Origin of the sequence: Bradyrhizobium sp. CB3481 (assembly GCF_029714305.1) — a bacterium.
Lineage (GTDB): Bacteria > Pseudomonadota > Alphaproteobacteria > Rhizobiales > Xanthobacteraceae > Bradyrhizobium.
Map to the genome: position 1 here is coordinate 2,839,420 of NZ_CP121647.1, position 23,005 is coordinate 2,862,424.

A 23,005-nucleotide genomic window follows, 5' to 3' on the forward strand; every position below is an offset into this window, starting at 1 on the left:
CCAAGAAACGAAGGGGAGTGTGAAATGACCAATATCGGCTTTATCGGCCTTGGCACCATGGGACGCCCGATGGCAGGCCACCTCCAGGCCGCCGGCCACCGCCTGTTCCTGCATGACGTCGCTCCCATCGCACCGGAATTGGTGGCGGAGGGCGGCGTCGTCTGCAAATCGGGCAAGGCGGTCGCCGAGCAGGCTGATATTGTCATCGTCATGGTGCCGGATACGCCGCATGTAGAAGCGGTGCTGTTCGGGCCTGACGGTGTCGCGGCCGGGCTATCGAAAGGCAAGATCGTCGCCGACATGAGCTCGATCTCGCCGCTCGCCACCAAGGAGTTTGCCAAGAAGATCGAGGCGCTCGGATGCGACTATCTCGATGCGCCGGTTTCCGGCGGCGAGGTCGGTGCCAAGGCGGCGAGCCTGACCATCATGGTCGGCGGGCCGGAACGCGCTTTCGAAACCATGAAGCCCATCTTCGACAAGATGGGCAAGAACGTGACGCTGGTCGGCGGCAATGGCGACGGGCAGACCACCAAGGTCGCCAACCAGATCATCGTGGCGCTGACGATCGAGGCGGTCGGCGAGGCGCTGTTGTTTGCATCGAAGGCCGGCGCAGATCCGGCGCTGGTGCGCAAGGCGCTGATGGGCGGCTTCGCCTCGTCGCGGATTCTCGAAGTCCATGGCGAGCGCATGGTGAAGCGCAATTTCGAACCGGGCTTTCGCATTGAGCTGCACCAGAAGGATCTCAATTTGGCGCTGGAGGGCGCGCGGGCGCTCGGCCTTTCCTTGCCGAGCACGGCGCTGGCCCAGCAATTGTTCTCATCCTGCGCTGCGCATGGCGGCAAGGCATGGGATCACTCGGGCATGGTGCGCGCGCTCGAAATGATGGCAAGCCACGAGGTGGCAAAAGGCTAACCGATTTGACTGGAACTCCCTGTGACTGGAACCTCGCGTCGAAGCTTCGGCGCGGGCTTTTTTCCGCACCAATGGAACCGGAACCTGTCGCGCCTCCAGTAGTTGAAAAGCATCACCAAATTACTGGAGGGTGCAATGAATAATCGTTTAGCCGTTTCCGTGATTGCCGCCGCGCTGCTGCTGCCGGGCGCGGCATTTGCGCAGTCGACGACCGCGCAAGGGGCCGCGGAAGGTGCCGCGCGGGGCGGTGAAGCGGCGGGTCCGGTCGGCGCGATCGTCGGTGGCACAGTGGGCGCCGCGGTCGGCGCTGCTGTGGAGATTCCGAACGCCGTGATCAATTCGGTTCCGCGTGACCGCTCGGTCGTGGTTCGTGAGCGGGTGGTGGTAGGCGAGCCGTTGCCGCCGACCGTCGAACTGCGCACCGTCCCGCAGCACACCGAATATCGCTATGCGGTCGTCAATGATCGCCGCGTGATCGTGGAGCCGCGGACGCGCCGGGTGGTCCGGATCCTCGACTAACGAACGTAAGTTTTTGCTGAGCCATCCTCGCGGGCGTCGTCCCGCGGGGATTTTTTCAGGAGGCGCTGGGGCGTGTTCGCCTGACCATCCAGTCAAGCGCCGCGGCGGCCACAAGGCCAAGCGACGCGGCGATCGCGTCAACCGCAAAATCTTCCATCCGCGCGTGCCGGCCGGGCGCCCAGAACTGCATGATTTCGATCAGGCCGGTGTAGCTGATAACGAAGGCCGCCGTCAGCGAACGGCTGCGCGTGTGGGCCAGTCCGAAGGCGAGCCCCAGCAGGACAAAAGCGAGCGCATGCTCCCCGTTCTGTCCGAGGTTCGAATGCGGCCGCTGTTCCGCTGGGCCGAGGGTTGCGAAAGCGATGGCCGCGGCAAGGCCCCAGGCGGCAAGTCGAAGGATGATCGTCATGGGGACGGCATAGCACACAATCCGCGCGGTAAGTCCATGCGCGCGAACGAGGCGACGAGCCGTGGTTAATTGAAGCGCGTCATTCCGGGGCGCCCGGAGGGCGAACCCGGAATCTCGAGATTCTGGGTTCTATGCTTCGCATAGCCCCGGAATGACGGTTGCAGCTAGAGCGGCTCCCTTACGCCCATACCGTGCATGAACCGTTCCCGGATCTGCACGGGATCGCGGCGGGTGGTGCCGGTGCCCGGCTTGTCGTCGATGCGCACACCGATCAGGGTTGGCCCCTCCGCCGACAGGGCCTCCTCGATCAGGCGCTCGAAGTCGTCTTCGTCCGCTGCCCAGCTGCTGTTTGTGAGCCCGCTTGCCACCGCAATGGCGACGATGTCGGCGACGGAAGCCGCCGGCGTCGGCTGTGCGCCGGTGATCTGGTAGATGCCGTTGTCCATCACGACCATGGTGAGGTTCTTCGGCGCCATCATCGCGATCGTCGTCAGCGAACCCAGTTGCATCAATAGCGAGCCGTCGCCCTCCAGCGCGAACACGCGCCGGTTCGGTTGCGCCAGCGCGACGCCGAGTGCGATCGGGAAGGCGAGGCCCATGCTGCCGAGCATGTAGAAATTCTGCGGCCGGTGGCCGGCGGCCCATAGGTCGAAATTGGTGTTGCCGATGCCGCCGATCACGGCTTCCTCGCTTTTCAGCTTCGCGATCAGCCGCGAGGTGAGATCGAAGCGGTTCATGATCTTGGTGTTGCGGACCGGATTATCACTGTTCATGATATCGCTCACTTGTCGAAGATCTTGCCGCCGGTGAGCAGCGGCGAGAGGATCAGCGCCACCGGCGCCTGTGTGGTGACGGCCTGCTTGATCGAGCGGTCGGCGATGAATTCGAGCTCATCGAACCGGGTGATGGTGTGGTGCTCCATCGCAAGCGAATCCAGCACCGGCCGCATGGTGCGGCAGACCAGGGATTGCCCATAATTGAATTCGCCAAGCGTGCCGCGCTCGGAGACGAACATGATCAGCGGGATCTGATAGGGGATCGCCAGCGACGCCAGCACGTTCGCGAGCGTGGCAAATCCAGACGTCTGCATCAGCACCGCGCTCCGCATGCCGCCCATCCAGGCGCCGGAGACGATGCCGACCGCTTCCTCTTCGCGCGCGGTGGCGAAGGTCGTGAAAAACGGGTCGGCGTGCAGGCTCTTGATTAGCGGCGTCAGGACGCGGTCGGGCACGTAGGGGACCAGACGGACGTCGTTGCGCTTGAGCGTTTGCAGCACCACGCCGTGCCAGCTCTGTTCGGAAGCGCCTCCCTCGGAAGTACCTGGCGAGGTTTTTTCTTCTGCAACCGCCATTTCGGTCTCCCTCTGCCCGCGCCGATCATGCGTCGGCGTTCATCCTTCGTTATCGTTGGGGCAGAGAAACTTGACGCGCTTGGCGAGATTGTCAACATGTTCCGAACGTATCCGGCTCTGCGCTGCGCGCCGCTACATCAGACGTGCGACGATGTGAGATAAGCGGATGAAGATATAGGGAACGCTAGGCTCTGCTCAACCGAAAGCTGCCAGGGAAATGACCGTCAACAACAAGCGCGTGTTCTACGTCAAATATCTCGCCCACGAAATCTACATCGACATTCTGAAGGCGCGCCCCGACGTGCGGCTCGACCGGCTGGAGAACGACAGCCCTGACGCCGTTGCGGCGCCGATCCTGTCGGCGGCGCATGCCTATCAGGTTGGCGCAGCGCGCGACGAGATCGCCGGGCATTTCCACGTCAACCAGGATCTGCTGCGCCGGGCGCCGAATCTCCTGATCGTTTCCTCGAACGGCGCGGGCTTTGATCCCGTCGACATCGACGCCTGTACGGCGGCCGGCGTGCTGGTCGTCAACCAATCCGGCGGCAACGCCAATTCGGTGGCCGAGCACGCGCTCGGCATGATGCTGACGCTGTCCAAGCGCATCCTCGAATCCGACCGCGCGCTGCGCCGCCAGGCCAATGTCAATCGCAATTCGCTGATCGGCAACGAAGTTCAGGGCAAGACTGTCGGCATCGTCGGCATCGGCAATGTCGGCCGGCGCATCGCCGAACTCTGCAACGGGCTGTTGCGCATGAAGGTGATCGCCTACGATCCTTATCTCTCCGCAGAAGAAATCGCCGCGCGTGGCGGCGAAAAGGTCGAGCTCGCCGATCTGATGCGCCGCTCGGACTTCGTCTCGATCTCATGCCCGCTGACCAAGGACAACCGGCGCATGATCGGCCCGCGCGAATTCGCGCTAATGCAGCCGCACGCCTTCTTCATCACCACTGCGCGCGGCTTCATTCACGACGAGGAGGCGCTCTACGAGGCGCTGCGCGACAAGCGCATCGCCGGCGCCGGGCTCGACGTCTGGGACAAGGAGCCGCCGCCGCCGGAGCATCCGCTGCTGCAGTTCGACAACGTGCTGGCGAGCCCGCATACGGCTGGAGTCACCAAGGAAGCACGCATCAACATGGGCAAGATCGCCGCCGAGCAGATTCTCGATGCGCTCGACGGCAAGCGGCCGCCGCGCGTCGTCAATCCCGAGGTATGGCCGGCTTATGCCAGGCGCTTCGAGCGCGCGTTTGGGTTCGCGCCGAAATAGGCCGGCACCTCCCGCGAGAGACGATTTAACGATGATCGAGCCGGCAGATCGCTTTTACGAGTCCCAGGCGCTGCGGCTGCACTATGTCGATTGGGGCAATGTATCGGCGCCGCCCCTGGTCCTGATTCACGGTGGGCTCGACCATTGCCGTAGCTGGGACGCGATCGCGCGCGCATTGCAGCCGCACTTCCACATCATGGCGCCGGACCTGCGCGGCCATGGCGATTCCGAATGGGCGAAGGGAAGCAGCTATAGCCTCACGGACAATGTTTATGACCTGACCCGGCTGATGCGCATTGCCGAGCTGCAGGATGCGGCGATTGTCGGCCACTCGATGGGCGGCATGGTCGCGTTGGCCTATGCCGGCACCTACCCTGAAAGGGTGTCGCGCCTCGTCGTGCTCGACGGCGCGTTCTTGTCGAACTCACAATCCGCGCCGATTGCCGAGCAGATGTCGCGCTGGATCACCCAGCTCGACCGCATCGGCGATCATCAGGAGAGCACATTTGGGACGATCGAGGAGGCGGCGAAGCGGCTGTCCACGCGCAACAAGCGCCTGACACCGGCGCTGGCGCTTCATCTGGCCGGTCACGGCGTCCGGAAGGGCGATGACGGCCTCTACCGCTGGAAATTCGACCATTATCAGCGGGCGAGGGCGCCATACCGGCTATCGTCGGAGGATTATGCCGCTCTGTGGTCGCGCATCACCTGTCCGACCCTCCTGATGTGGGGCGACGAAAGCTTTCTGCCCGATCCCGAAGCCGCGGGCCTGCTCGCGCATTTCAAGGGCGCCGAACTGCAGAAGATCGCGGGCGCCGGACACTGGCTGCATCACGACCGGCTCGACCTGGTGCTGGCATCGCTGCGGCGGTTTCTCGATGCGACGCAGCTGGCCCAAACACGGTGAGATGAAGGATGTCCGACAAGATCCAATATGTCCGCCAGCTCAGCCCGGAATCCGCAGGCGAAGCACCTGGCCGCGGGCGCCTTCAGGGCCGCAAAATTCTCATCGTCGGCGGCGGCCAGCGGACGTTCGACGCTCCCATCGATCCGGTTGGAAACGGCCGCGCCATGTCGCTGTTGTTCGCGCGGGAAGGCGCCCACGTCGCGGTCGCCGACATGAACCGCGCCAGCGCCGATGACACCGTGCAGCGCATTGCCGCCGAAGGCGGCCGGGCCTTTTCGATCCAGGCCGATATCGCGCGCGAGGACGACGTGGGCCGGATGGTCGACGAGGCGATCGAAGGGCTCGGCGGGCTCGACGGCATGGTGCTTAACGTCGGCATCGGGCTTGGCAAGCTCGGCCTTGGCAGCGTCGACCTCAAGGAATGGAACGACACCTTTGCGGTCAACCTGACCGGACCGATGCTCTGCTGCCGCAAGGCGCTGGGGCACATCGCGGACGGCGGCTCGATCGTGTTCATCTCGTCGATCGCGGCGCTTCGCACCGGCTCGCGGCTGATCGCTTATGACGCCTCGAAGGCCGCGCTTGGCGGGCTGATGCGCAATGTCGCCAAGGAAGGGGCAAGGCGCGGCATCCGCGCCAACACCATCTGCCCGGGCCTGGTCGACACGCCGCTCGGCCGTCACGCCAGCGCCGGCCGTCCGTCGCGGACCGCCGCCGGCGTGCCGTTCGGGCGAATGGCGACCGGCTGGGAAGTGGCCTACGCGGCGCTGTTCTTCATTTCCGACGAGAGTGTCTACGTCAACGCCCAGACGTTGGCGGTCGACAGCGGCATTACCGGGCTCTGAGGGCCGGAATCCGGGGAGAAAATGTTGTTCGCCGCCGGGGCGATTGCGGCAATGAATCCACTGCCGAGAGGCCTCCGGACGAAGCGCGCATTGCTATTTTCCCAGCAATCTCGACTAGTTAGCCCGCTAATATCATCTTCCCTGTGCGCCCTTGCCCCCCGGCGCATATGGAAGATGAAGATATGCGACAGGTTCGTTCATTGCTGAGCAGCGCGTCCTCCAGGCTGTCGGAGATCGTGGCTATCGCCGCCGCCAGCCTGCCGTCCGCCGGCGCTTGAGGCGTTCCTTCAATCCTCGCTAGGCTCCTTGTCGACGAACTAACCCCTCGGCCGATGAATTTTGCGGGTTACGTCCCTCGCGGCCCACTGGTCATCGAAGACGGCCCTTTCACCGCACATCGATCCCCTTATCATGCCTGCCAGGAACCCGGCAGACGAATGCCAGCGCTTGTGTCTGACGTGCCGTTGCGCAGATGGCTGCCACGTTCTCCATTCCAACCAACGGAGTAACCGTGTGAAGGCCGTCTACACCGAACTGCATCGCAGCCACGACCCGCAATTCTTCCTGGTGCGCGGCGTGATCAAGCGCACCACCGAGCAGCCCGAGCGCGCCGATCGCTTGCTGGCGGGGTTGAAGGCCGGCAAGCATACGCTTATCGAGCCCACGGTGTTCGGCCAGGGCCCGCGGGCGCGCGTCCACAGCGCCGAATATCTGCGCTTTCTGGAGGAGGCCTGGGACGCCTGGGTCGCGCTCGGCGACTCCGGCGCGGAGATGATCCCCAACGTCCACCCGGTTCGCTACGGCGCGACGTATCCGACCCACATCGTCGGCCGCCTCGGCTGGCACGCGGCGGATACGGGGGCTCCGATCGGCAAGGGCACCTACGCCGCCGCCTGTGCCGCCACCGATGTCGCGGCGACGGCGGCGCAACTCGTCGTGGACGGCGAAGACGCGGTTTATGCATTGTGCCGGCCGCCGGGGCATCATGCCTATGCCGACATGGCCGGCGGTTTCTGTTTCCTGAACAACAGCGCGGTGGCAGCCGCCCACCTCCGGCTGACGCATGAGCGCGTCGCCATTCTCGATGTCGACGTGCACCATGGCAACGGCACGCAGGGCATCTTCTATGAGCGACCGGACGTTCTCACCGTGTCGATCCATGCCGATCCCGTGTTTTTCTATCCCTTCGTCTGGGGATACGCGCATGAGCGCGGCGCAGGTCCCGGCCTCGGCGCCAACCTGAACATCCCGTTGCCGAGGGGCACCGGCGATGACGACTACATCAAGGCGATCGGGGAGGCGGAAAAGACCATCCGGGCGTTCGCGCCCGGCGCGCTGGTGGTGGCGCTCGGTCTGGATGCCTCCGAGCACGATCCGCTCGCCGGCCTTGCCGTGACGACGTCCGGCTTCCGCCGCATCGGCGCGGCGATTGCCCGTTTGGGCCTTCCGACCGTGTTCGTGCAGGAGGGCGGGTATTTGTCCGATACTCTCGGCGCCAATCTCACCGCGGTGCTCGGCGGTTTCGAAGAGGCGCGTTAGGTTCAATCGATCGCCGGCTACAATGGCCCTTGACGGCTACTGTGCATGGGGTTGTTTTCGATATTTTGTTTAGGCGGTCTGGCATCGGCCGGACCTGCCTCTACTCGATGACGATGCGCGGCGGCGCCCGGTGCGCCGCGCCGGTGACGATCGACGTCCAGATGTCGCTGGCGATGCCGACATAACGCTTGGCGTGGGTGCCGTCGGGTTCCATGGCGACGATCGGGCGGCCGTCGTCGGAGGTTTTCCGGATCTGCAAATCGAGCGGGATTTCACCGAGATAGGGAATGCCGCGGCGTTCCGCCTCGGTGCGCGCGCCGCCGTGTCCGAAGATCGGCGTGACGTGGTTGCAGGTCGGGCAGCAGAAGCTCGACATGTTTTCAATCAGGCCGAGGATCGGGATGCTCACCTTCTCGAACATTGCGATGCCGCGCCGGGCGTCGATCAGCGCGATGTCCTGCGGCGTCGAGACGATGACGGCGCCGGCGAGCGGCACCTGTTGCGCCATGGTAAGCTGCGCATCGCCGGTGCCGGGCGGCAGATCGACCACGAGAATATCGAGATCGCCCCACGCGACTTCGCGCAGCATCTGCGTGATTGCCGAGATCACCATCGCCCCGCGCCAGATCATGGCGCTGTCTTCCTCGACCAGAAAGCCGATCGACATCACCTTGACGCCAAAGCGCTCCATCGGCTCCAGCAGGCGCGCAGCGATCTGCCGCGGCTTGCCGCGCAGCCCGAACAGTCTTGGCAGGGACGGCCCGTAGATGTCGGCATCGAGAATGCCGGTCTTCAGTCCACGCGCGGCAAAGCCGAGCGCGAGGTTGCATGAGGTGGTGGATTTGCCGACGCCGCCCTTGCCGGAGGCCACCGCGATGATGTGCTTGACGCCGGGAATGCCCGGTGCCTTCGACGTTGCGCGGGCCTTGAGATCGGGAGGGGCAGTGGACACGGACGGCTCACGATCCCAGCGGATCGTCCTTCTTCACATTGCGCGCACGTAAATAATCTTCGGTCGACATCACGGGCGGGCGCTGCGGCGCCGCGTGCGGATCGAAACTTTCGTTCACCACGGCTTCGACGCGGCAGTCGGCGCACATCTTGATGACGTCGAGACGCCGCGCATTGGCGCCCTGGAACATCCAGTGCTTCTCACCGCCAAGCTTGGCCAGCACCCGCTCAATCGAGCTCTTGGTGCCGAACGGTTTGCCGCAGGCAATGCAGTTGAAGGGTTCTTCTTCCTTCAAGACGCGCTGCGGGGAATTCCAGGCCTGAAAGTCGAGGCGCGGCTCGATGGTGATCACCTTCTCGGGACAGGTCGCCTCGCAAAGCCCGCACTGCACGCAGAGGCTTTCGGTGAAGCGCAGCATCGCTCGATCGGGATTGTCGGATAGCGCGCCGGTCGGGCAGGCGGTGACGCAGGCATGGCACAGCGTGCATCCCTCGACATTCAGCTTCACGGTGCCGAACGGGGCGCCCGGCGCCAGCGGTATCACATCGACCGGTGCGGGGGCAGCGAGGTGAAGCTCGCGGAAGGTCGTTTCCAGCACGCCGCGCTTCGCGCCACGCGGCACGAAGCCGGCCGGCTTTTGTGTCGCGATCCCGCGCGGGGCGGCATCCAGCATGGCGCGCAGTTGATCCGGATCGTCGGTCTCGATGATCTGGATCGCGCCAGCACCGAAGCCGAGCGTCGCGACGATTTGATCTGATGTCTCGACCGCGCGGCGAAGCGCCGTGATGTCGTGGCGTGGCTTGGCGCGCGTCAGCAGCGCGGCGCCGCTGCCGCCATAGGCGAACGCGGCTGCGATAAGCTCCGGTCCAACTTGCGTCACTTCGTTGACGCGCAGTGGCAGCACGTTGGCCGGCAAACCGTCGCCGAACCGCGCCAGAGCATCGATGATGTCCTCACCGTGCTCGCCGTCGTGAAACAACACGACGGCGTCGCTTCCGCCGGCCTTGCGGTAGGTCTGCAGCAGCGTCCGCAACCGCCGCATCAGTGCATCCACGCTCGGCAGCGCATAGGAAGCCGCGCCAGTCGGGCAAACCGATGCGCAGGAGCCGCAGCCGGCGCAGACATTGGCATCGATGGCGACCGCATTGCCGTTTGGCGTGATCGCGCCGGTCGGACACAGATCGAGACAGCGCGTGCAGCCGGTAATGGACGAGCGCGAATGCGCGCAGAGCGACGGCTCGAAATTGACAAAGCGCGGCTTGTCGAAGGTGCCGACGAGACTGCCTGCCTCCGCGATTGCGCGCTCGACGGCGACCTTGTCGCGCGGATCGGCGCGCACATAACCGGGGCGCAATTCGTGCGCGGGAAATAGCGGCATGCCGCCCGAGAGATCGAGGATCAGATCGCAGGTCGATTTTGCGCCGTCGCGCGAAGGCCCGAGTACGAGCTTCGCGCGCGAGGAGGGGGAGGGCAGCGCGTAATCGTCGATGGCAAGTTCGAATTGGCCGAGATGCCCATGGGCGTTGCGGATCGTGCCCTTGAGAACGGGAAACTCGTTGGTACGGCGCGGTGTCACGTCCCCGGGCTTGCTCAGAAGCACGGTGATATCAAGACGATCAGCCAGACGCTGCGCCGCCTCGATCGCGATTTCGTCCCGGCCATAGATCAGCGCAACGCCGGAGCTCTCGAGCGTCACCAATGAGAGCGGGGGCGTCTCTTCGCCCGCCGCGGCAATCAACGCAGCGGCTTTTGGCCCGGCCGCCGAGGCGTCCTTCGACCAGCCGCCGGTCTCGCGGATGTTGACGAAGGTGAGCTCTGCCTGCGGGGAATTTTCGGCAACTTCCCGAAACAGCGGTGCTTCCTGCGTGCAGGCGACCGTGATCGGCTCGCCGGCAGCGAGCGCCTCCTTGAAGCGGTCGAGGTCGAGACCGCAAAGCTGGTTGGCCTGCGTGATCTTGGCCGTGCAGCCGCGAGCGATCGCTTCCGCGTCGAGCGGCATGGTCTTCTCGCAACTGCAAATCAGGAGGCGAGACGTCGCCGCACTCATTTTGAAATACCTTGAACCCGGAGCATCCAACGGGTTGTTGCTTCATCCTACAGTTCTGCGGTAACCGCTCGGACGGATATCTGCAAGACAGAAGGCCGCTCGCGCCGCCCGGACTGTGCGGGATAGCATACATAGATGGCCGCCCAGCAATGAGGAAATAGTAGTTCGTGATCGTTCGTCCAGGGCATACGGAACAGATGCTCGATCTGCCGCCCGGTTATACTTTGGTCGCGCTGCGCGAGCTTGGCGACGCCTTTGCCCATGCCTGCGAAATCGCTCCGGAGGCGGGGGCCGGGACGCTGGTCTGGGTGCGCCGCTACGATCTGGTCGAGTTCGCGGTGGTGCTCGAACCGGACGAGCCGCTGAGATCGGCGCGCCGGGCGTTGTTTGCCGGGATGAATGCGCTGGCGGACGCGATTGCCGCGCACTGCCCACCGGAGCGGGAGGTCACGTTCGACTGGCCCGACGCCGTCAGGTTCGATGCCGGATTGCTTGGCGGCGGGCGGCTGGCCTGGCCGATGGATTTCGCCGAAGATCAGGTTCCGCCGTGGCTCGTTTTCGGGGTGATCCTGCGCGCCGCCGCCATGGCGCATGTCCCGGAGGTGCAGGCCGCCGCGGGCGTGTCATTGCTGAGCGAAGGCTTCGAGATGGTCGAGACCGACGCGATCATCGAAAGTTTTAGCCGCCACTTGATGACCGCCTTCGATCGTTGGAAGGAGCGCGGCTTTGAGGCGATTGCACGGGACTATCTGGAGCGGCTTCCCAAGGGGAAGGCCGGCGAGCGACGCGGCATCGATATCAACGGCGATCTTCTGGTGAGCTTGCCGAACAGCCGCGGAGAGCCTGACAGGAGCAGCCTTGTGGATGCGTTGGGGCGCTCCGATTGGTATGATCCGCAGGCGCGCGGTCCGAAACTCGGATGAGGCGGACATGCTGAAGTTTCCGCGAACCATCAGGCTGGATCCGTCGGATACGTTCGTCTTCGAACGGGCGGCGGAACCTGGCGAATGGGCCGTTTCCGGCGCCTTCGTGTTCTGGAACCGGGATTTGGCAAGGCTGGGCCCAAAGCAGCGTGTGGCGCTGCGCTCGGGATTTCTCGGCATCGACAGTCTTGGATGGTCGACGCTAGCCATCGTCACTGAAGCAACCGAAGCCGAGCGGCAGGCAATGGTCGCGCGGCTCGCCAGCCAGTTGCTGGAGAAATTCGGCGCACCTGATGCGGAGGCCGCGCGCCATGCGGCGGAGGAGGAGATCGCATTCGCAGCCTCGCTGTGCGAACATCCGCCGCAGACACTGCTTGCGGTGCAGCGCAGCGTCGACAACGGCGAAATCCGCGAGCGCTTTCGCACCCTGAAACCGCGCGCCGGTGCCGCAGATGGCGACCGGTTGCACGCCCATGCCAGCGCCTTTACCTTCCATGAAGTGGAAGGCGAAGATGAACCTGCCGAAGAGGTCGATCTTCTTGGGCTGATCAGGACTGACGCCGGCACGAATCGTACATGACGGACCGTACATGAGAGAATTCTGGGTCGCCTCGGGCCACCACCTCACGCGCCGTGCCGATCACGGCGGCCTCGTCGCGACGCCCGAGCTGATCATGGCCTATCTGGCGCGGCCCGAACTGATGCCGCCAGCGGACGCCTGCGACGCCGAGCGCGGCCTGCATGCGAGCCTGATGGCCGATCCGCTGCGCCCGGTGTCGAGCGCCGAGATCGCTGCGCTTGCCGACGCCGACGCGCGCGAAAACTGGTCGTTCATGATGAATTTCCGCGACCGGCTGATGGCGGCACCATCGCTCGAGGCGGTCTATGTCGCGCTGGCGCGCAAAGGGGCCGGCGACCTGCCGCCGATCTTCCTGTCGCAATTATGCCATCTGATCCTGCGCAACGCGCTCGAAGGCTGCGACGACCCTTATATATTGCGTGCCGCAGAGCTGTTCTATCGCAGCCAGCTCGCCGCAATTCACGAAGGTACGCTGCTACTCGCCGATGCCGAGGTGATCGAGGCGGAACAGCACGCCCAGCACGACCTGCATTCATCGCCGCTGTCCGCCATGCTGCAGCAGCCAAAATCGTTCGGCGAGATGGACGTCATGGACGACGACAACGCCTGGACCTACTGGTCGCGGTCGGATGCGCACGCGATGGCCATGAATATGGGCGGCAACGCCAAGGCGCGCGCCGGGCTGTGCCGGGTCATCGAGCGCTGGATCGGCCATCTGCTCGGCGTCACCGTCAGCGTCGAAAGCATCGCCACCATCGAAGATCGGGATTGGCGCTGGTTCGTCGGCCTCGACAGCGAGGCGACACGGATCGGCAACGCGCTATGGCGCGGCGAGCGGCTCGACAATAGCGTTACCGAACGCATCGTGGCGCTGATGCGCCTGACCTTCGAGGACACCCGGCTGGTGGATGAGCGCGTCGGAAACAAGCCGGTCTACCTGATCCTCGCCATGGGCGCGGACAAGGTGGTGAGATTGAAGCCGCAAAACCTGATCGCGGGGTTGCCGCTTGCGGCCGCCGCGAATGTCGCATGATCAGTCGCGGATGGAGGATGGTGCATGGCTATGACCGAGGCATCTCGCGAAGTCGATATGGGACTGCTGATCAACTACCTCGAGTCTTCAAGTTGAGCTCCCCCGCGACACCCTTGTTGCGCATTCCCGCAGGCGTCGTGGTCGAACGCCGCAAGGCCGATTCCCCATGGATTGATTTCGTCTGGCGCGGCATCGGCGTGTTGCCGGATGAACCCGAGATGAAGCCGTGGACGCTTCTGCGCGAGCAGGATGAGACGGCGATCTATTATGCCGGCAGCGCCACCGTCGATCTCTACCGGTCCGAAACGGAGCGCTATCGAGATAATCTTGCGTCCGGCTCGCCCAGCATCTGGGTCGTGTTGAGCCCTTCAGAAGGGGCTTGGCCCTACGCCGTTTTGGCGGCCACCGCCGATCCCGCGGAAGGAGAAGCCTTCACCATAGCAGGCGTCAATCTTGTCGAAGCGGTGCCGATGCCCGAAGTGTTTCGCGAGGCGATTGAAAAGTTCATTGGCGAGCACCACGTCGAACGGGAGTTCGTCAAGCGAAAGCTGGGTCGCGCAGATCCGGAAGCGCTGGCGCGGCGGCATCGGGAAGGCGGGCACGAATGAGCGACGAGGAATTCCTTGCGCGCTGGTCTCGCCTGAAGCGGGAGACGAGGGTCAGCAAAGAGGTTTTGCAGCCGACCGAGCCGACGCAGGCGCCCAGCCCGGCTCCTCCCGCCAATGCAGTTGAAGAGCCTGAAGCGCCGGAAATCGATCTGTCGAGCTTGCCGCCAATCGATTCGATCGAGGCCGGCACGGACATCACGGCTTTCCTCCGCAAAGGCATCCCACAGGAATTGAGCCGTGCGGCGCTTCGTCGCGCCTGGACCGCCGATCCTGCCATACGGGACTTTATCGGCCTTGCGGAGAACGCCTGGGATTTCAACGATCCGAATGCGATGCCTGGATTCGGGCCGCTCGACTGTTCAGAGGCGGAGCTTCGTGGGCTCGTCGACCGGATCGTCGGAGGTGTCAAGAAGGCCGCCGAGGCGCTCACGGACCCACTCGCAGAGGTCAAGGAAGAGCGGTTGGCTTCTTCCGGACGCGATCCTGGGAAAGTGCGGAATCCTACGGAAGCGATAGGCGCGCCGAATACGACGGAGGAGTCCCCTCCGGTCGAACCGGTGATAAGTTCCGCTGCATCGCAACCGTCGACCGCGGAGACAAGCGACAGCGAGGACCCTTCCGTTCGGCGCCGCACACACGGCAGTGCGCGACCTCGTTAGGTTGCGACGAAATGCTATAGGTTCGAACTATACCTACCGATTGACCACTCGGGAACCCGCGTTTAGAATTCTTCCAACTAAACGATATCAAGCGGTTGGCACCTGGGATGGGAGGTCCACATGCGTGATGCGGGCCTTGAACGTGCCATAGATGCGGCAGGCGGCGTTGCGCAGCTCGCCCGCAAAATTGGCATTGCGCAGCCTTCAGTCTCGAATTGGAACAGAGTTCCTGTTGGAAGGGTGATTGCGGTGGAGACCGCGACCGGCGTGCCGCGTCAACAACTTCGTCCCGATCTCTATAGCGAGCCCGTTGTGCCAAGTAATGATGTCGATCCCGTCGACGCCGCTCGCGCGCGGGAATACGAACTGCTCGCCGTATTGCTTTCCTGTCCGCCGTCGATCGCCTTGCTGCGTGAGATCGCGCATTTGCGCGGCGACGCAACGCCGCTTGGTTACGCCCATGTCGCCTTGGCTGAGGCCGCATCTGACGTCTTGGCCAGCGGCGTCGAGCGCGAATATTTCGATCTGTTCGTCGGTCTCGGGCGTGGCGAGCTGTTGCCCTATGCCTCCTACTATCTGACCGGCTTTCTCAACGAACGCCCGCTTTCCCGCCTCCGCGATGACCTCGCCGCACTCGGCATCGAGCGCGCGGAGAATAATTTCGAACCCGAGGATCATGCGGGCACGCTGTGCGAGATCATGGCTGGATTTGCGGCTGGCCGCTTCCCGGCATCGGAACAAGCCCAGCGCGCTTTCTTCGAGAAGCACGTCGTCTCGTGGATGGGGCGCATGTTCGCCGACATGGAGCGGGCAACGAGTGCCAAGTTTTACAAATCGGTCGGGACCCTCGGCCAGGTGTTCATGAAAATCGAAGCTGAAGCTTTTACCTTCGCCAACTGACCAGGGGCGCTGGTCCGGGAGAGATGCGATGAAGGACGAGAAGAAAACGACAGTCGGTCGCCGAGATTTCTTGCGCAAGGTCGGCGCGGGCGCGGTCGGCGCCAGTGCGACGCTGGCGACACCATTGATCGCGCCTGCGCATGCCGACAGCGAGAACAACGATGAAAAGCGCAAGGCGCGCTACAAGGAAACCGATCACGTGAAGGCGTTTTACCGCGTCAATCGTTATCCTGCTTGAGGAGGCGGCCGTGCTGATCAGGAGAAGAGAACAACGTTCCGAATCTGGCCGTCGCGGATCAGTTGCACAGGCCTTGTCGGGGCAGGGCGACGGCGTCAATCGCCGTACGTTCCTGCGGCGCTCCGGACTTGCCACGGGCGCGCTGGCTGCGCTGAGCACGCTGCCGGTCGGCAGCGTCCGCAAGGCGGAAGCCGCCGCGGCCGGTCCGCTCACCTCGGGAGCGACGGTCCGCAAGAGCATCTGCACGCATTGTGCGGTCGGTTGCACCGTGACCGCGGAAGTACTGAACGGGGTCTGGATCGGCCAGGAGCCGAGTTGGGATTCCCCGATCAATCGCGGATCGCATTGCGCCAAGGGCGCATCGGTGCGCGAACTGGTCCATAGCGAGCGCCGGCTTCGCTATCCGATGAAGCTCGTCAACGGGCAGTGGACGCGCGTCTCATGGGAGACGGCCGTTAACGAAATCGGCGATAAAATAGCGGCAATTCGTGAAAAGTCTGGCCCCGATTCCGTCTACTGGCTGGGATCGGCCAAGATGACGAATGAGGGCTCCTATCTGTTCCGCAAGCTCGGCGCGTTCTGGGGCACCAACAATACCGATCATCAAGCGCGTATCTGCCATTCGACGACCGTCACCGGCGTGGCCAACACCTGGGGCTACGGCGCGATGACCAACAGCTTCAACGACATCCGCAATGCGAAAACCCAGATCATCATGGGCGGCAATCCGGCCGAGGCGCATCCGATATCGATGCAGCATCTGCTTGAGGGCAAGGAGCTTCAAAAGGCCAACTTTATCGTCATCGATCCTCGCATGACGCGAACCGCCGCTCACGCCACAGAGTATGTGCGCATGCGGCCAGGCACCGACATCCCGGTGCTCTACGGCATGATGTGGCACATCCTCAAGAATGGCTGGGAGGACAAGGAGTTCATCAAACAGCGTGTCTACGGTTTCGACGAGCTCCGCGAGGAAGTGGAGAAGTGGAATCCGGAAGAGGTCGAACGCGTCAGCGGCGTTCCTGGCGAACAGCTCAAGCGCGTCGCCAAGATGTTTGCGACGGAGAAGCCGGCAACACTGATCTGGGCCATGGGCCAGACCCAGAAGACTGTCGGCACCGCCAACGTGCGAGCGAGTTGCATCGCCTTGTTGATGACCGGCAATGTGGGCAGGGCCGGCGCAGGCGCGAACATCTTCCGTGGCCATGACAACGTGCAGGGAGCGACCGATGTCGGGCTCGATATCGTCACGTTGCCGTTCTATTACGGCCTCGCGGAAGGCGCCTGGAAGCATTGGTCGCGGGTTTGGGAAGTCGACTATGAGTTCTTGAAGTCGCGCTTCGACTCCAAGCAGATCATGGAAACCCCCGGCATCCCGCTCACCCGTTGGTTTGACGCGGTGACGCTGCCGAAAGATCAGGTCGCGCAGAAAGACAATGTGCGGGCTGTGTTCGTGCAGGGACATGCCAGCAATAGCATCACCCGCATACCCGAATCGCTGAAGGGACTAAAGGCGCTCGAACTGCTGGTCATCGCCGACCCGCATCCGACCACCTGGGCATCGCTCGCCGTGGAGGCCGGGCGCACGGACAACCTCTACATTCTCCCGATTGCCACGCAATTCGAATGCAAGGGTTCGCGCGTTGCCTCGAACCGCTCGCTGCAATGGGGCGAACAGATCGTCAAGCCGGTCTTCGAATCGAAGGACGATCTTGAGGTGATCTATCTGATGGCGAAGAAACTCGGATTCGCCGACAAGATGTTCAAGAACATCAAGGTCGAGAATAACCTTCCGGAAGCCGAAGATGTGCTGCGCGAGATGAATCGCGGAAGCTGGTCGACCGGCTATTGCGGGCAATCGCCCGAGCGGCTCAAGGCACACATGAAGAACCAGGCGAAGTTCGACATGCTGACGATGCGCGCGCCCAAGGACGATCCTGAGGTCGGCGGGGACTATTACGGACTGCCCTGGCCGTGCTGGGGATCTCCGGAAGTCAAGCATCCGGGCACGCCGCTGCTCTACAACACCAATCTTGCGGTGATGGACGGCGGCGGCACGTTCCGGCCGCGTTTCGGCGTCGAGCGTGAGGATAAGCTTCCAGACGGCTCGACGCGAAAGGTCAGCCTGCTGGCGGATGGCTCCTACTCCAAGGATTCCGAGATCAAGGATGGCTATCCGGAGTTCACGTTGGCGAGCCTCAAGAAGCTCGGCTGGGACACGGACTTGACCGAGGCCGAGATGGCGGTCATCAACAAGGTCAATCCCGCCAATCCCGACGCGGTGTCGTGGTCGCTCGATCTGTCGGGCGGAATCCAGCGTGTGGCTCTCAAGCACGGGTGCGTTCCGTACGGCAATGGCAAGGCGCGCATGAATGCCTTCGGCTTGCCGGACCCGATCCCGGTGCACCGCGAGCCGATCTACACGCCGCGCGTGGATCTGGTGGCGAAGTATCCGACGCGGCCGGACGCCAAGCAGTTCCGTGTGCCCAACATTGGTTTCTCCGTGCAGAAGGCGGCGGTGGAGAAGGGGATCGCCAAGCAGTTTCCGCTCATCCTGTCCTCGGGTCGCCTTGTCGAATACGAGGGCGGCGGCGAGGAGACCCGAACCAACCCATGGCTCGCAGAATTGCAGCAGGACATGTTCATCGAGATCAGCCCGGCCGATGCCGCCGAGCGCGGCATCAAGGACGGTGGCTGGGTCTGGGTCACAGGCGCCGAGAGCAATTCCAAGGCCAAGATGAAGGCGCTGGTTACCGAGCGGGTCGGCAAGGGTGTGGCCTGGATGCCGTTCCACTTCGGCGGCTGGTTTGCGGGCAAGGATCTTCGTGACGCTTACCCGAAGGGCACCGATCCGATCGTTCTCGGCGAAAGCGCGAACACGATCACCACCTACGGCTATGATCCCGCGACCGGCATGCAGGAGCCCAAAGTCACTCTCTGCCAAATCGCGGCGGCATAAGGAGCAACGACCATGGCACGTATGAAATTTCTCTGCGACGCCGACCGTTGCATCGAATGCAACGCCTGCGTCACTGCCTGCAAGAACGAGCACGAGGTGCCCTGGGGCATCAACCGGCGCCGCGTCGTCACCATCAACGATGGCAAACCGGGCGAGCGTTCGGTCACGATGGCCTGCATGCATTGCACGGACGCGCCCTGCGCGGCGGTTTGCCCGGTGAATTGCTTCTACACCACGGCCGACGCCGTCGTGCTTCACTCCAAGGACCTGTGCATCGGCTGCGGCTATTGCTTCTACGCCTGTCCGTTCGGTGCGCCGCAATATCCGAAGGTCGGCAATTTCGGTTCGCGCGGCAAGATGGACAAATGCACCTTCTGCGCCGGTGGGCCCGAGGCCGACGGCAGCAGGGAGGAGTACGAGAAGTATGGTGCGAACCGTCTTGCCGAGGGCAAGCTGCCGCTATGCGCCGAAATGTGCTCGACCAAGTCGTTGCTCGCCGGCGACGGCGAAATCATCGCCCAAATTTACAAGGAGCGCGTGATGAAGCGCGGCTACGGCTCCGGGGCGTGGGGCTGGAAGACCGCCTATCGCGAGACGATTGAGTCCTAAGGACCACATTGGCTGCAATCGCGCAGATATCGGGGAGGAGGAGCCTATGGCGTCGCTTGCAAGATTTATCCGTCTGGCCATCGGTGCGTGGGCCTTTCTTCTGCTGGTCATCGCATTGCCGGCGCCATCGGTTGCCCAGCAAGTGAATCCGACCGCGAGTTCGGTCAAGGAGCAGCAGCTCCTGCAGGAGCTGAACCGGATCCAGGGGCGCGTCACCATTCCCGACCAGCGTTCCGGCGTGCTCGTACAACCCGCCGGCCGCGATTGGCGGGAATTCCGTAATGTGACGCTGCGGTGGATCGGCGGCATCGCCATCCTGGGCATGCTAGCCGTGCTCGTGATCTTCTACCTCAGCCGCGGCATGGTCCGGCTCGAGAGCGGTCGCTCGGGGCGTACCATCGTGCGCTTCACGGCATTCGAGCGCTTCGTGCACTGGGTGACCGCGGCCTGTTTCATCGTTCTGGCCATCTCGGGACTGAACATCACGTTTGGTCGTCCGCTGCTTCTGCCACTCATAGGCTTCGAAGCGTTTTCCGAGTGGTCGCAATGGGCGAAGTATGCGCACATCTATCTGAGTTTTCCGTTCACCATCGGGGTGGTAGTGATCTTCCTGATCTGGATTGCCGGTAACATCCCGAACAAGGTGGATGTCGATTGGATGAAGCGAGGCGGCGGCATCGTCGGCCACGATCATCCACCGGCCTATCGCTTTAATGCTGGGCAGAAGGCGATCTACTGGATCGTCATCATCGGCGGCACTGCCGTTGCGGTAAGTGGCTATCTGTTGATGTTCCCGTTCTACCTGTCCGGGATCGAGGGAATGCAATGGGCGCAGGTGGTTCACTCGATCGTGGCGGTGCTGTTCGTGGCGGCGATGCTGGCGCACATCTACATCGGCACCATCGGCATGGAAGGGGCCTTCGAGGCGATGGGCAGCGGCACGGTCGATGTCAATTGGGCCAAGGAGCATCACTCGCTCTGGGTCGAAGAAGAGCAGGCTCGCGCAGCCTCGGGCGGCGCGCCGCGAACCGTGGCGGCTGAATGATCCGGCGCAGTCGAGATTTGAGGGAGTGCCATGAAAGCGTTTTTTGCGGCCCTGGTGTTTGCGGCAATTGTCGCGGCCGGAATGTCGATCGTGCTGAATTCCGTTCAGCGGCCGAGCTATGAGGCCTTCGCGACCGGCGGCGCCAGGGTGGGCGATCCTGGCCACAACCTTGTCGGTCCAGGTTGATTGGAGCTGGAGCGCCGCGTGAGCGCACCGGATATATCCGTGGCGTGGCCGGTCGAAATTCGCCTGCCAAAGGACCGCCGCAGCTTGCGCGTCGTCTTTGACGACGGCCGCACATTCGAACTCTCTGCCGAATTGCTCCGGGTCACCAGTCCCTCCGCGGAAGTGCAGGGGCACTCCGAAGCCGAACGCAAGACCGTCGGCGGCAAACGCAATGTCACCATTCTTTCGGTCGATCCTGTCGGCAACTATGCAGTCAGAATAGGGTTCGACGACATGCACGCGACCGGCATCTACTCCTGGGCGTTCCTGCGCGATCTCGGCATCAATGCCGATCGGCGCTTTCAGGAGTACCTCGACGATCTGCAGGCCAAGGGCCTCGACCGCGATCGACCGGGCGTGCGCTGACGCCGATGTGGATGGTGCAGGGCACTGCCGCGAACGCGTTGCCTGCCAAACGAGGCCGGTTAGCGCTTCTGACCATGGTGGCCTTGATCGTGCTGCCCGTCGGAGTAACGGCCGCCTTTGCGCAACTGCGCGGCCATGGCGGGCCGGTGCGGGGGCTGGCGATTTCGGCGGACGGGCAAAGTGCGATATCCGGCAGCTTCGATTCGACCGCGATCCGCTGGTCCCTGACGCGCAATGCGGCCGAGCAGGTGCTTCGTTTTCATTCCGATGCCGTCAATGCGGTGGTGTTACTCGCAGACGGGCGCGCGGCGACCGCAGGTGCCGATGGGCGCATTGCGATCTGGACCTTTGGAAGGACAGAGCCCGACGCGGTGCTCGAGGGCCACACGGCGCCGATCGTCGCGCTGGCGGCATCGCCCGATGGTGCCGCGCTGGCATCCGCCTCGTGGGACCGCACGGTGCGACTTTGGCCGCTCGCCGGCGGCGCGCCGCGCGTGCTCGACGGGCATATGCAGAACGTCAACGGCGTCGCATTTACCGCCGATGGTCGCGCCCTGATCAGCGTCAGCTACGATCTGAGCGTTCGAATCTGGCCGCTGTCGGGCGCAGAAGCGCCAACCGTCGTTCCGATGCCGACCCCGCTCAATGCCCTGGCCATCGGTCCCGATGGTGAGATCGCGGTCGGCGGCGCCGACGGCAAGGTTTACTTTCTGACGGTCGCGGGCGCGCGGACCGGCGAGGTCGCGGCCGGGCCGAGGCCCGTGATCTCGATTGCGATCTCACCTGATGGCGCACAGGTTGCCGCCGCGAGCATCGGCGGATCGGTGGGCGTCATCGATCGCAAGGCGCGCAATCTGGCGCGCACGCTGGTCGGGCCTGGGCTGCCGGTCTGGTCGATGGTCTTCATGCCCGACAGCCGCACTTTGCTGACCGGCGGCGCCGACAACATCATCCGCCGCTGGAACGCGGCGACGGGTGAGGCGATCGATCCGATTCTTCTGGAGACGGCAGGTGATCCGCTCGCCGCCTATGCCGGCGACCGGGGTGCGGAAATCTTTCGCGCCTGTGTCGCCTGCCACACGCTCGCCGCGGACCAGGGCAACAGGGCAGGACCGACGCTGGCCGGCATATTTGGTAGGCGCATCGCCACGGCCCCGGGCTATAATTTTTCCGAAGCGCTCAAGCATCTCGACATCGTTTGGACGCCGGAGACGATTTCAAAATTGTTCGAGATCGGCCCGCAGGCCTACACGCCCGGCACCAAGATGCCGGAGCAGCGCATCGGTTCGGAGCAGGACCGCGCGGCCCTGGTGCAATTCTTGGAGCGCGCGACCAGGCGATAGCGTCAAGGCGGCGATTACTCCGCCTTTTAATGTTTCGTGGACGGCGTCGAGAAGACCAGCGACATATCCTCGAACTCCTCGATCGGAAGCCTGGTTACGCCCGCGGAGGCGGGAGATTTCTTCGACAGCGCAGCGCCGGTGGTTACCGTGGGACCATAGGAAATTGAATAGGAGCGCATCGTGGTTGCAATAGCGAGCAGGGCGACTGCCACGAATCCTGAAATCAACAGACGCTTCATGAAAAACCCCGTTGGTTCGAAACGCAGTGTGGCTTGTGCCATCCGCTTTACGGCCAACGGTCACGCGTGAATGTGTGCTGAATCACCTATCACGATCTTGTTTTTACCATGGCCCCAGGTTCCACCGGCTGGCCGCATGCTAATGTAGAATTGGATGGCGGCTGCCAGCTGTCGTTTTTTGCAAAACATGGCATCGGTTGCGTGTGCGCGGCGTGGACCGCTCAGGGCGTTGAACGACGGCCTGTGCGCGGATTGAGGGGGCCGGTCGGCGCGCGGCGCAGCGCTTCCGGCAAAAACTCCTCTTCTGCCGCGGGCAGGGCGCTGGAGCGCACATCCGCCGCGGACTGGGCGCGCTCGTGCGCGGTCTGGTTTTCAGTGAATCTTCGCTTCACGTCGACGCCATCGACGGGATCGTTGACGCCGTGCTGAACATCTCTGAAGTCGCTCATGGTCTCTCCGGGAGGTTTTTCGACTCCATGCACGCAAAACGCCGGTGAACGGACCGTGTTCCGCCAGCGAGGGCGTCGGAA

The 23,005-nt window shown here is 63.6% G+C and carries 25 protein-coding genes and 1 pseudogene; 19 read left to right on the forward strand and 7 right to left on the reverse strand.

Going from position 1 to position 23,005, the window contains the following annotated elements:
• Positions 1-24 precede the first annotated feature (24 nt).
• Entirely contained in the window at positions 25-912 is an 888-nt protein-coding gene (locus QA643_RS13410; protein WP_283033636.1) for a 2-hydroxy-3-oxopropionate reductase, read from the forward strand.
• 135 nt (positions 913-1,047) lie between these two features.
• The gene (locus tag QA643_RS13415; RefSeq protein WP_283033637.1) at positions 1,048-1,431 is read left to right on the forward strand and encodes a DUF1236 domain-containing protein; all 384 of its coding nucleotides are present in this window, start codon (positions 1,048-1,050) and stop codon (positions 1,429-1,431) included.
• A gap of 55 nt (positions 1,432-1,486) precedes the next feature.
• On the opposite strand, the gene QA643_RS13420 is transcribed toward QA643_RS13415, so the two are convergent.
• From QA643_RS13420 to QA643_RS13430, 3 genes are all read right to left on the reverse strand, one after another.
• Complete coding sequence (locus QA643_RS13420) at positions 1,487-1,840, reverse strand: VanZ family protein (protein ID WP_283033638.1); 354 nt, start codon at positions 1,838-1,840, stop codon at positions 1,487-1,489.
• A gap of 164 nt (positions 1,841-2,004) precedes the next feature.
• On the reverse strand, positions 2,005-2,613 hold the full coding sequence (locus QA643_RS13425; RefSeq protein WP_283033639.1) for a thiamine pyrophosphate-dependent enzyme: 609 nt from the start codon (positions 2,611-2,613) through the stop codon (positions 2,005-2,007).
• Positions 2,614-2,621: 8 nt separating this feature from the next.
• Positions 2,622-3,191 carry a thiamine pyrophosphate-binding protein gene (locus QA643_RS13430; RefSeq protein ID WP_283033640.1) on the reverse strand — a complete coding sequence of 190 codons (570 nt, stop codon included), beginning with the start codon at positions 3,189-3,191 and terminating at the stop codon, positions 2,622-2,624.
• Positions 3,192-3,408: 217 nt separating this feature from the next.
• Here QA643_RS13430 and QA643_RS13435 point away from each other — a divergent pair, with 217 nt between their 5' ends.
• From QA643_RS13435 to QA643_RS13450, 4 genes are all read left to right on the forward strand, one after another.
• On the forward strand, positions 3,409-4,458 hold the full coding sequence (locus QA643_RS13435) for a hydroxyacid dehydrogenase (protein WP_283033641.1): 1,050 nt from the start codon (positions 3,409-3,411) through the stop codon (positions 4,456-4,458).
• Positions 4,459-4,489: 31 nt separating this feature from the next.
• A complete protein-coding gene (locus QA643_RS13440) occupies positions 4,490-5,365 on the forward strand; it encodes an alpha/beta hydrolase (protein WP_283033642.1) in 876 nt (291 codons plus the stop codon).
• Between the two features lie 8 nt (positions 5,366-5,373).
• The gene (locus QA643_RS13445) at positions 5,374-6,210 is read left to right on the forward strand and encodes an SDR family oxidoreductase (RefSeq protein WP_283033643.1); all 837 of its coding nucleotides are present in this window, start codon (positions 5,374-5,376) and stop codon (positions 6,208-6,210) included.
• Positions 6,211-6,723: 513 nt separating this feature from the next.
• Positions 6,724-7,749, forward strand: coding sequence for a histone deacetylase family protein (locus tag QA643_RS13450; protein WP_283033644.1), 1,026 nt, complete (start codon positions 6,724-6,726; stop codon positions 7,747-7,749).
• A 100-nt stretch (positions 7,750-7,849) separates the two neighbouring features.
• Here QA643_RS13450 and QA643_RS13455 read toward each other — a convergent pair.
• Both QA643_RS13455 and QA643_RS13460 read right to left on the reverse strand, forming a co-directional pair.
• Positions 7,850-8,662: pseudogene (locus QA643_RS13455) on the reverse strand (Mrp/NBP35 family ATP-binding protein); the annotation flags it as partial.
• 46 nt (positions 8,663-8,708) lie between these two features.
• Complete coding sequence (locus tag QA643_RS13460; RefSeq protein WP_283033645.1) at positions 8,709-10,748, reverse strand: 4Fe-4S binding protein; 2,040 nt, start codon at positions 10,746-10,748, stop codon at positions 8,709-8,711.
• A gap of 197 nt (positions 10,749-10,945) precedes the next feature.
• Here QA643_RS13460 and QA643_RS13465 point away from each other — a divergent pair, with 197 nt between their 5' ends.
• From QA643_RS13465 to QA643_RS13525, 13 genes are all read left to right on the forward strand, one after another.
• Positions 10,946-11,671 carry a biotin/lipoate--protein ligase family protein gene (locus tag QA643_RS13465; protein ID WP_283033646.1) on the forward strand — a complete coding sequence of 242 codons (726 nt, stop codon included), beginning with the start codon at positions 10,946-10,948 and terminating at the stop codon, positions 11,669-11,671.
• Positions 11,672-11,678: 7 nt separating this feature from the next.
• Positions 11,679-12,251 carry a DUF6505 family protein gene (locus tag QA643_RS13470; protein ID WP_283033647.1) on the forward strand — a complete coding sequence of 191 codons (573 nt, stop codon included), beginning with the start codon at positions 11,679-11,681 and terminating at the stop codon, positions 12,249-12,251.
• Positions 12,252-12,261: 10 nt separating this feature from the next.
• The gene (locus QA643_RS13475) at positions 12,262-13,284 is read left to right on the forward strand and encodes a DUF6352 family protein (protein ID WP_283033648.1); all 1,023 of its coding nucleotides are present in this window, start codon (positions 12,262-12,264) and stop codon (positions 13,282-13,284) included.
• Positions 13,285-13,376: 92 nt separating this feature from the next.
• Positions 13,377-13,892 carry a DUF3305 domain-containing protein gene (locus QA643_RS13480; RefSeq protein WP_283034791.1) on the forward strand — a complete coding sequence of 172 codons (516 nt, stop codon included), beginning with the start codon at positions 13,377-13,379 and terminating at the stop codon, positions 13,890-13,892.
• Positions 13,889-14,551, forward strand: a complete 663-nt coding sequence (locus QA643_RS13485) for a DUF3306 domain-containing protein (protein WP_283033649.1) — start codon at positions 13,889-13,891, stop codon at positions 14,549-14,551. The genes QA643_RS13480 and QA643_RS13485 overlap by 4 nt, the downstream gene beginning before the upstream one ends.
• 120 nt (positions 14,552-14,671) lie before the next feature.
• The gene (locus QA643_RS13490) at positions 14,672-15,451 is read left to right on the forward strand and encodes a molecular chaperone TorD family protein (RefSeq protein WP_283033650.1); all 780 of its coding nucleotides are present in this window, start codon (positions 14,672-14,674) and stop codon (positions 15,449-15,451) included.
• Positions 15,452-15,479: 28 nt separating this feature from the next.
• Positions 15,480-15,689 (forward strand): twin-arginine translocation signal domain-containing protein, encoded by a 210-nt coding sequence (locus QA643_RS13495; protein WP_283033651.1) that lies wholly within the window; start codon positions 15,480-15,482, stop codon positions 15,687-15,689.
• A 10-nt stretch (positions 15,690-15,699) separates the two neighbouring features.
• A complete protein-coding gene (locus QA643_RS13500) occupies positions 15,700-18,648 on the forward strand; it encodes a formate dehydrogenase subunit alpha (RefSeq protein WP_283033652.1) in 2,949 nt (982 codons plus the stop codon).
• A gap of 12 nt (positions 18,649-18,660) precedes the next feature.
• Complete coding sequence (gene fdh3B / locus QA643_RS13505) at positions 18,661-19,257, forward strand: formate dehydrogenase FDH3 subunit beta (RefSeq protein ID WP_283033653.1); 597 nt, start codon at positions 18,661-18,663, stop codon at positions 19,255-19,257.
• Positions 19,258-19,303: 46 nt separating this feature from the next.
• Complete coding sequence (locus QA643_RS13510; RefSeq protein ID WP_283033654.1) at positions 19,304-20,302, forward strand: formate dehydrogenase subunit gamma; 999 nt, start codon at positions 19,304-19,306, stop codon at positions 20,300-20,302.
• Between the two features lie 30 nt (positions 20,303-20,332).
• Positions 20,333-20,488 (forward strand): hypothetical protein, encoded by a 156-nt coding sequence (locus QA643_RS13515; protein WP_283033655.1) that lies wholly within the window; start codon positions 20,333-20,335, stop codon positions 20,486-20,488.
• A 33-nt stretch (positions 20,489-20,521) separates the two neighbouring features.
• The gene (locus QA643_RS13520) at positions 20,522-20,893 is read left to right on the forward strand and encodes a DUF971 domain-containing protein (protein ID WP_283034792.1); all 372 of its coding nucleotides are present in this window, start codon (positions 20,522-20,524) and stop codon (positions 20,891-20,893) included.
• Positions 20,894-20,967: 74 nt separating this feature from the next.
• Complete coding sequence (locus tag QA643_RS13525; RefSeq protein ID WP_283034793.1) at positions 20,968-22,236, forward strand: c-type cytochrome; 1,269 nt, start codon at positions 20,968-20,970, stop codon at positions 22,234-22,236.
• Positions 22,237-22,262: 26 nt separating this feature from the next.
• Here the strand turns inward: QA643_RS13525 and QA643_RS13530 are convergent, their stop codons facing one another.
• Both QA643_RS13530 and QA643_RS13535 read right to left on the reverse strand, forming a co-directional pair.
• Positions 22,263-22,475 carry a hypothetical protein gene (locus QA643_RS13530; RefSeq protein ID WP_283033656.1) on the reverse strand — a complete coding sequence of 71 codons (213 nt, stop codon included), beginning with the start codon at positions 22,473-22,475 and terminating at the stop codon, positions 22,263-22,265.
• Positions 22,476-22,696: 221 nt separating this feature from the next.
• A complete protein-coding gene (locus QA643_RS13535) occupies positions 22,697-22,924 on the reverse strand; it encodes a hypothetical protein (RefSeq protein ID WP_283033657.1) in 228 nt (75 codons plus the stop codon).
• Positions 22,925-23,005 lie beyond the last annotated feature (81 nt).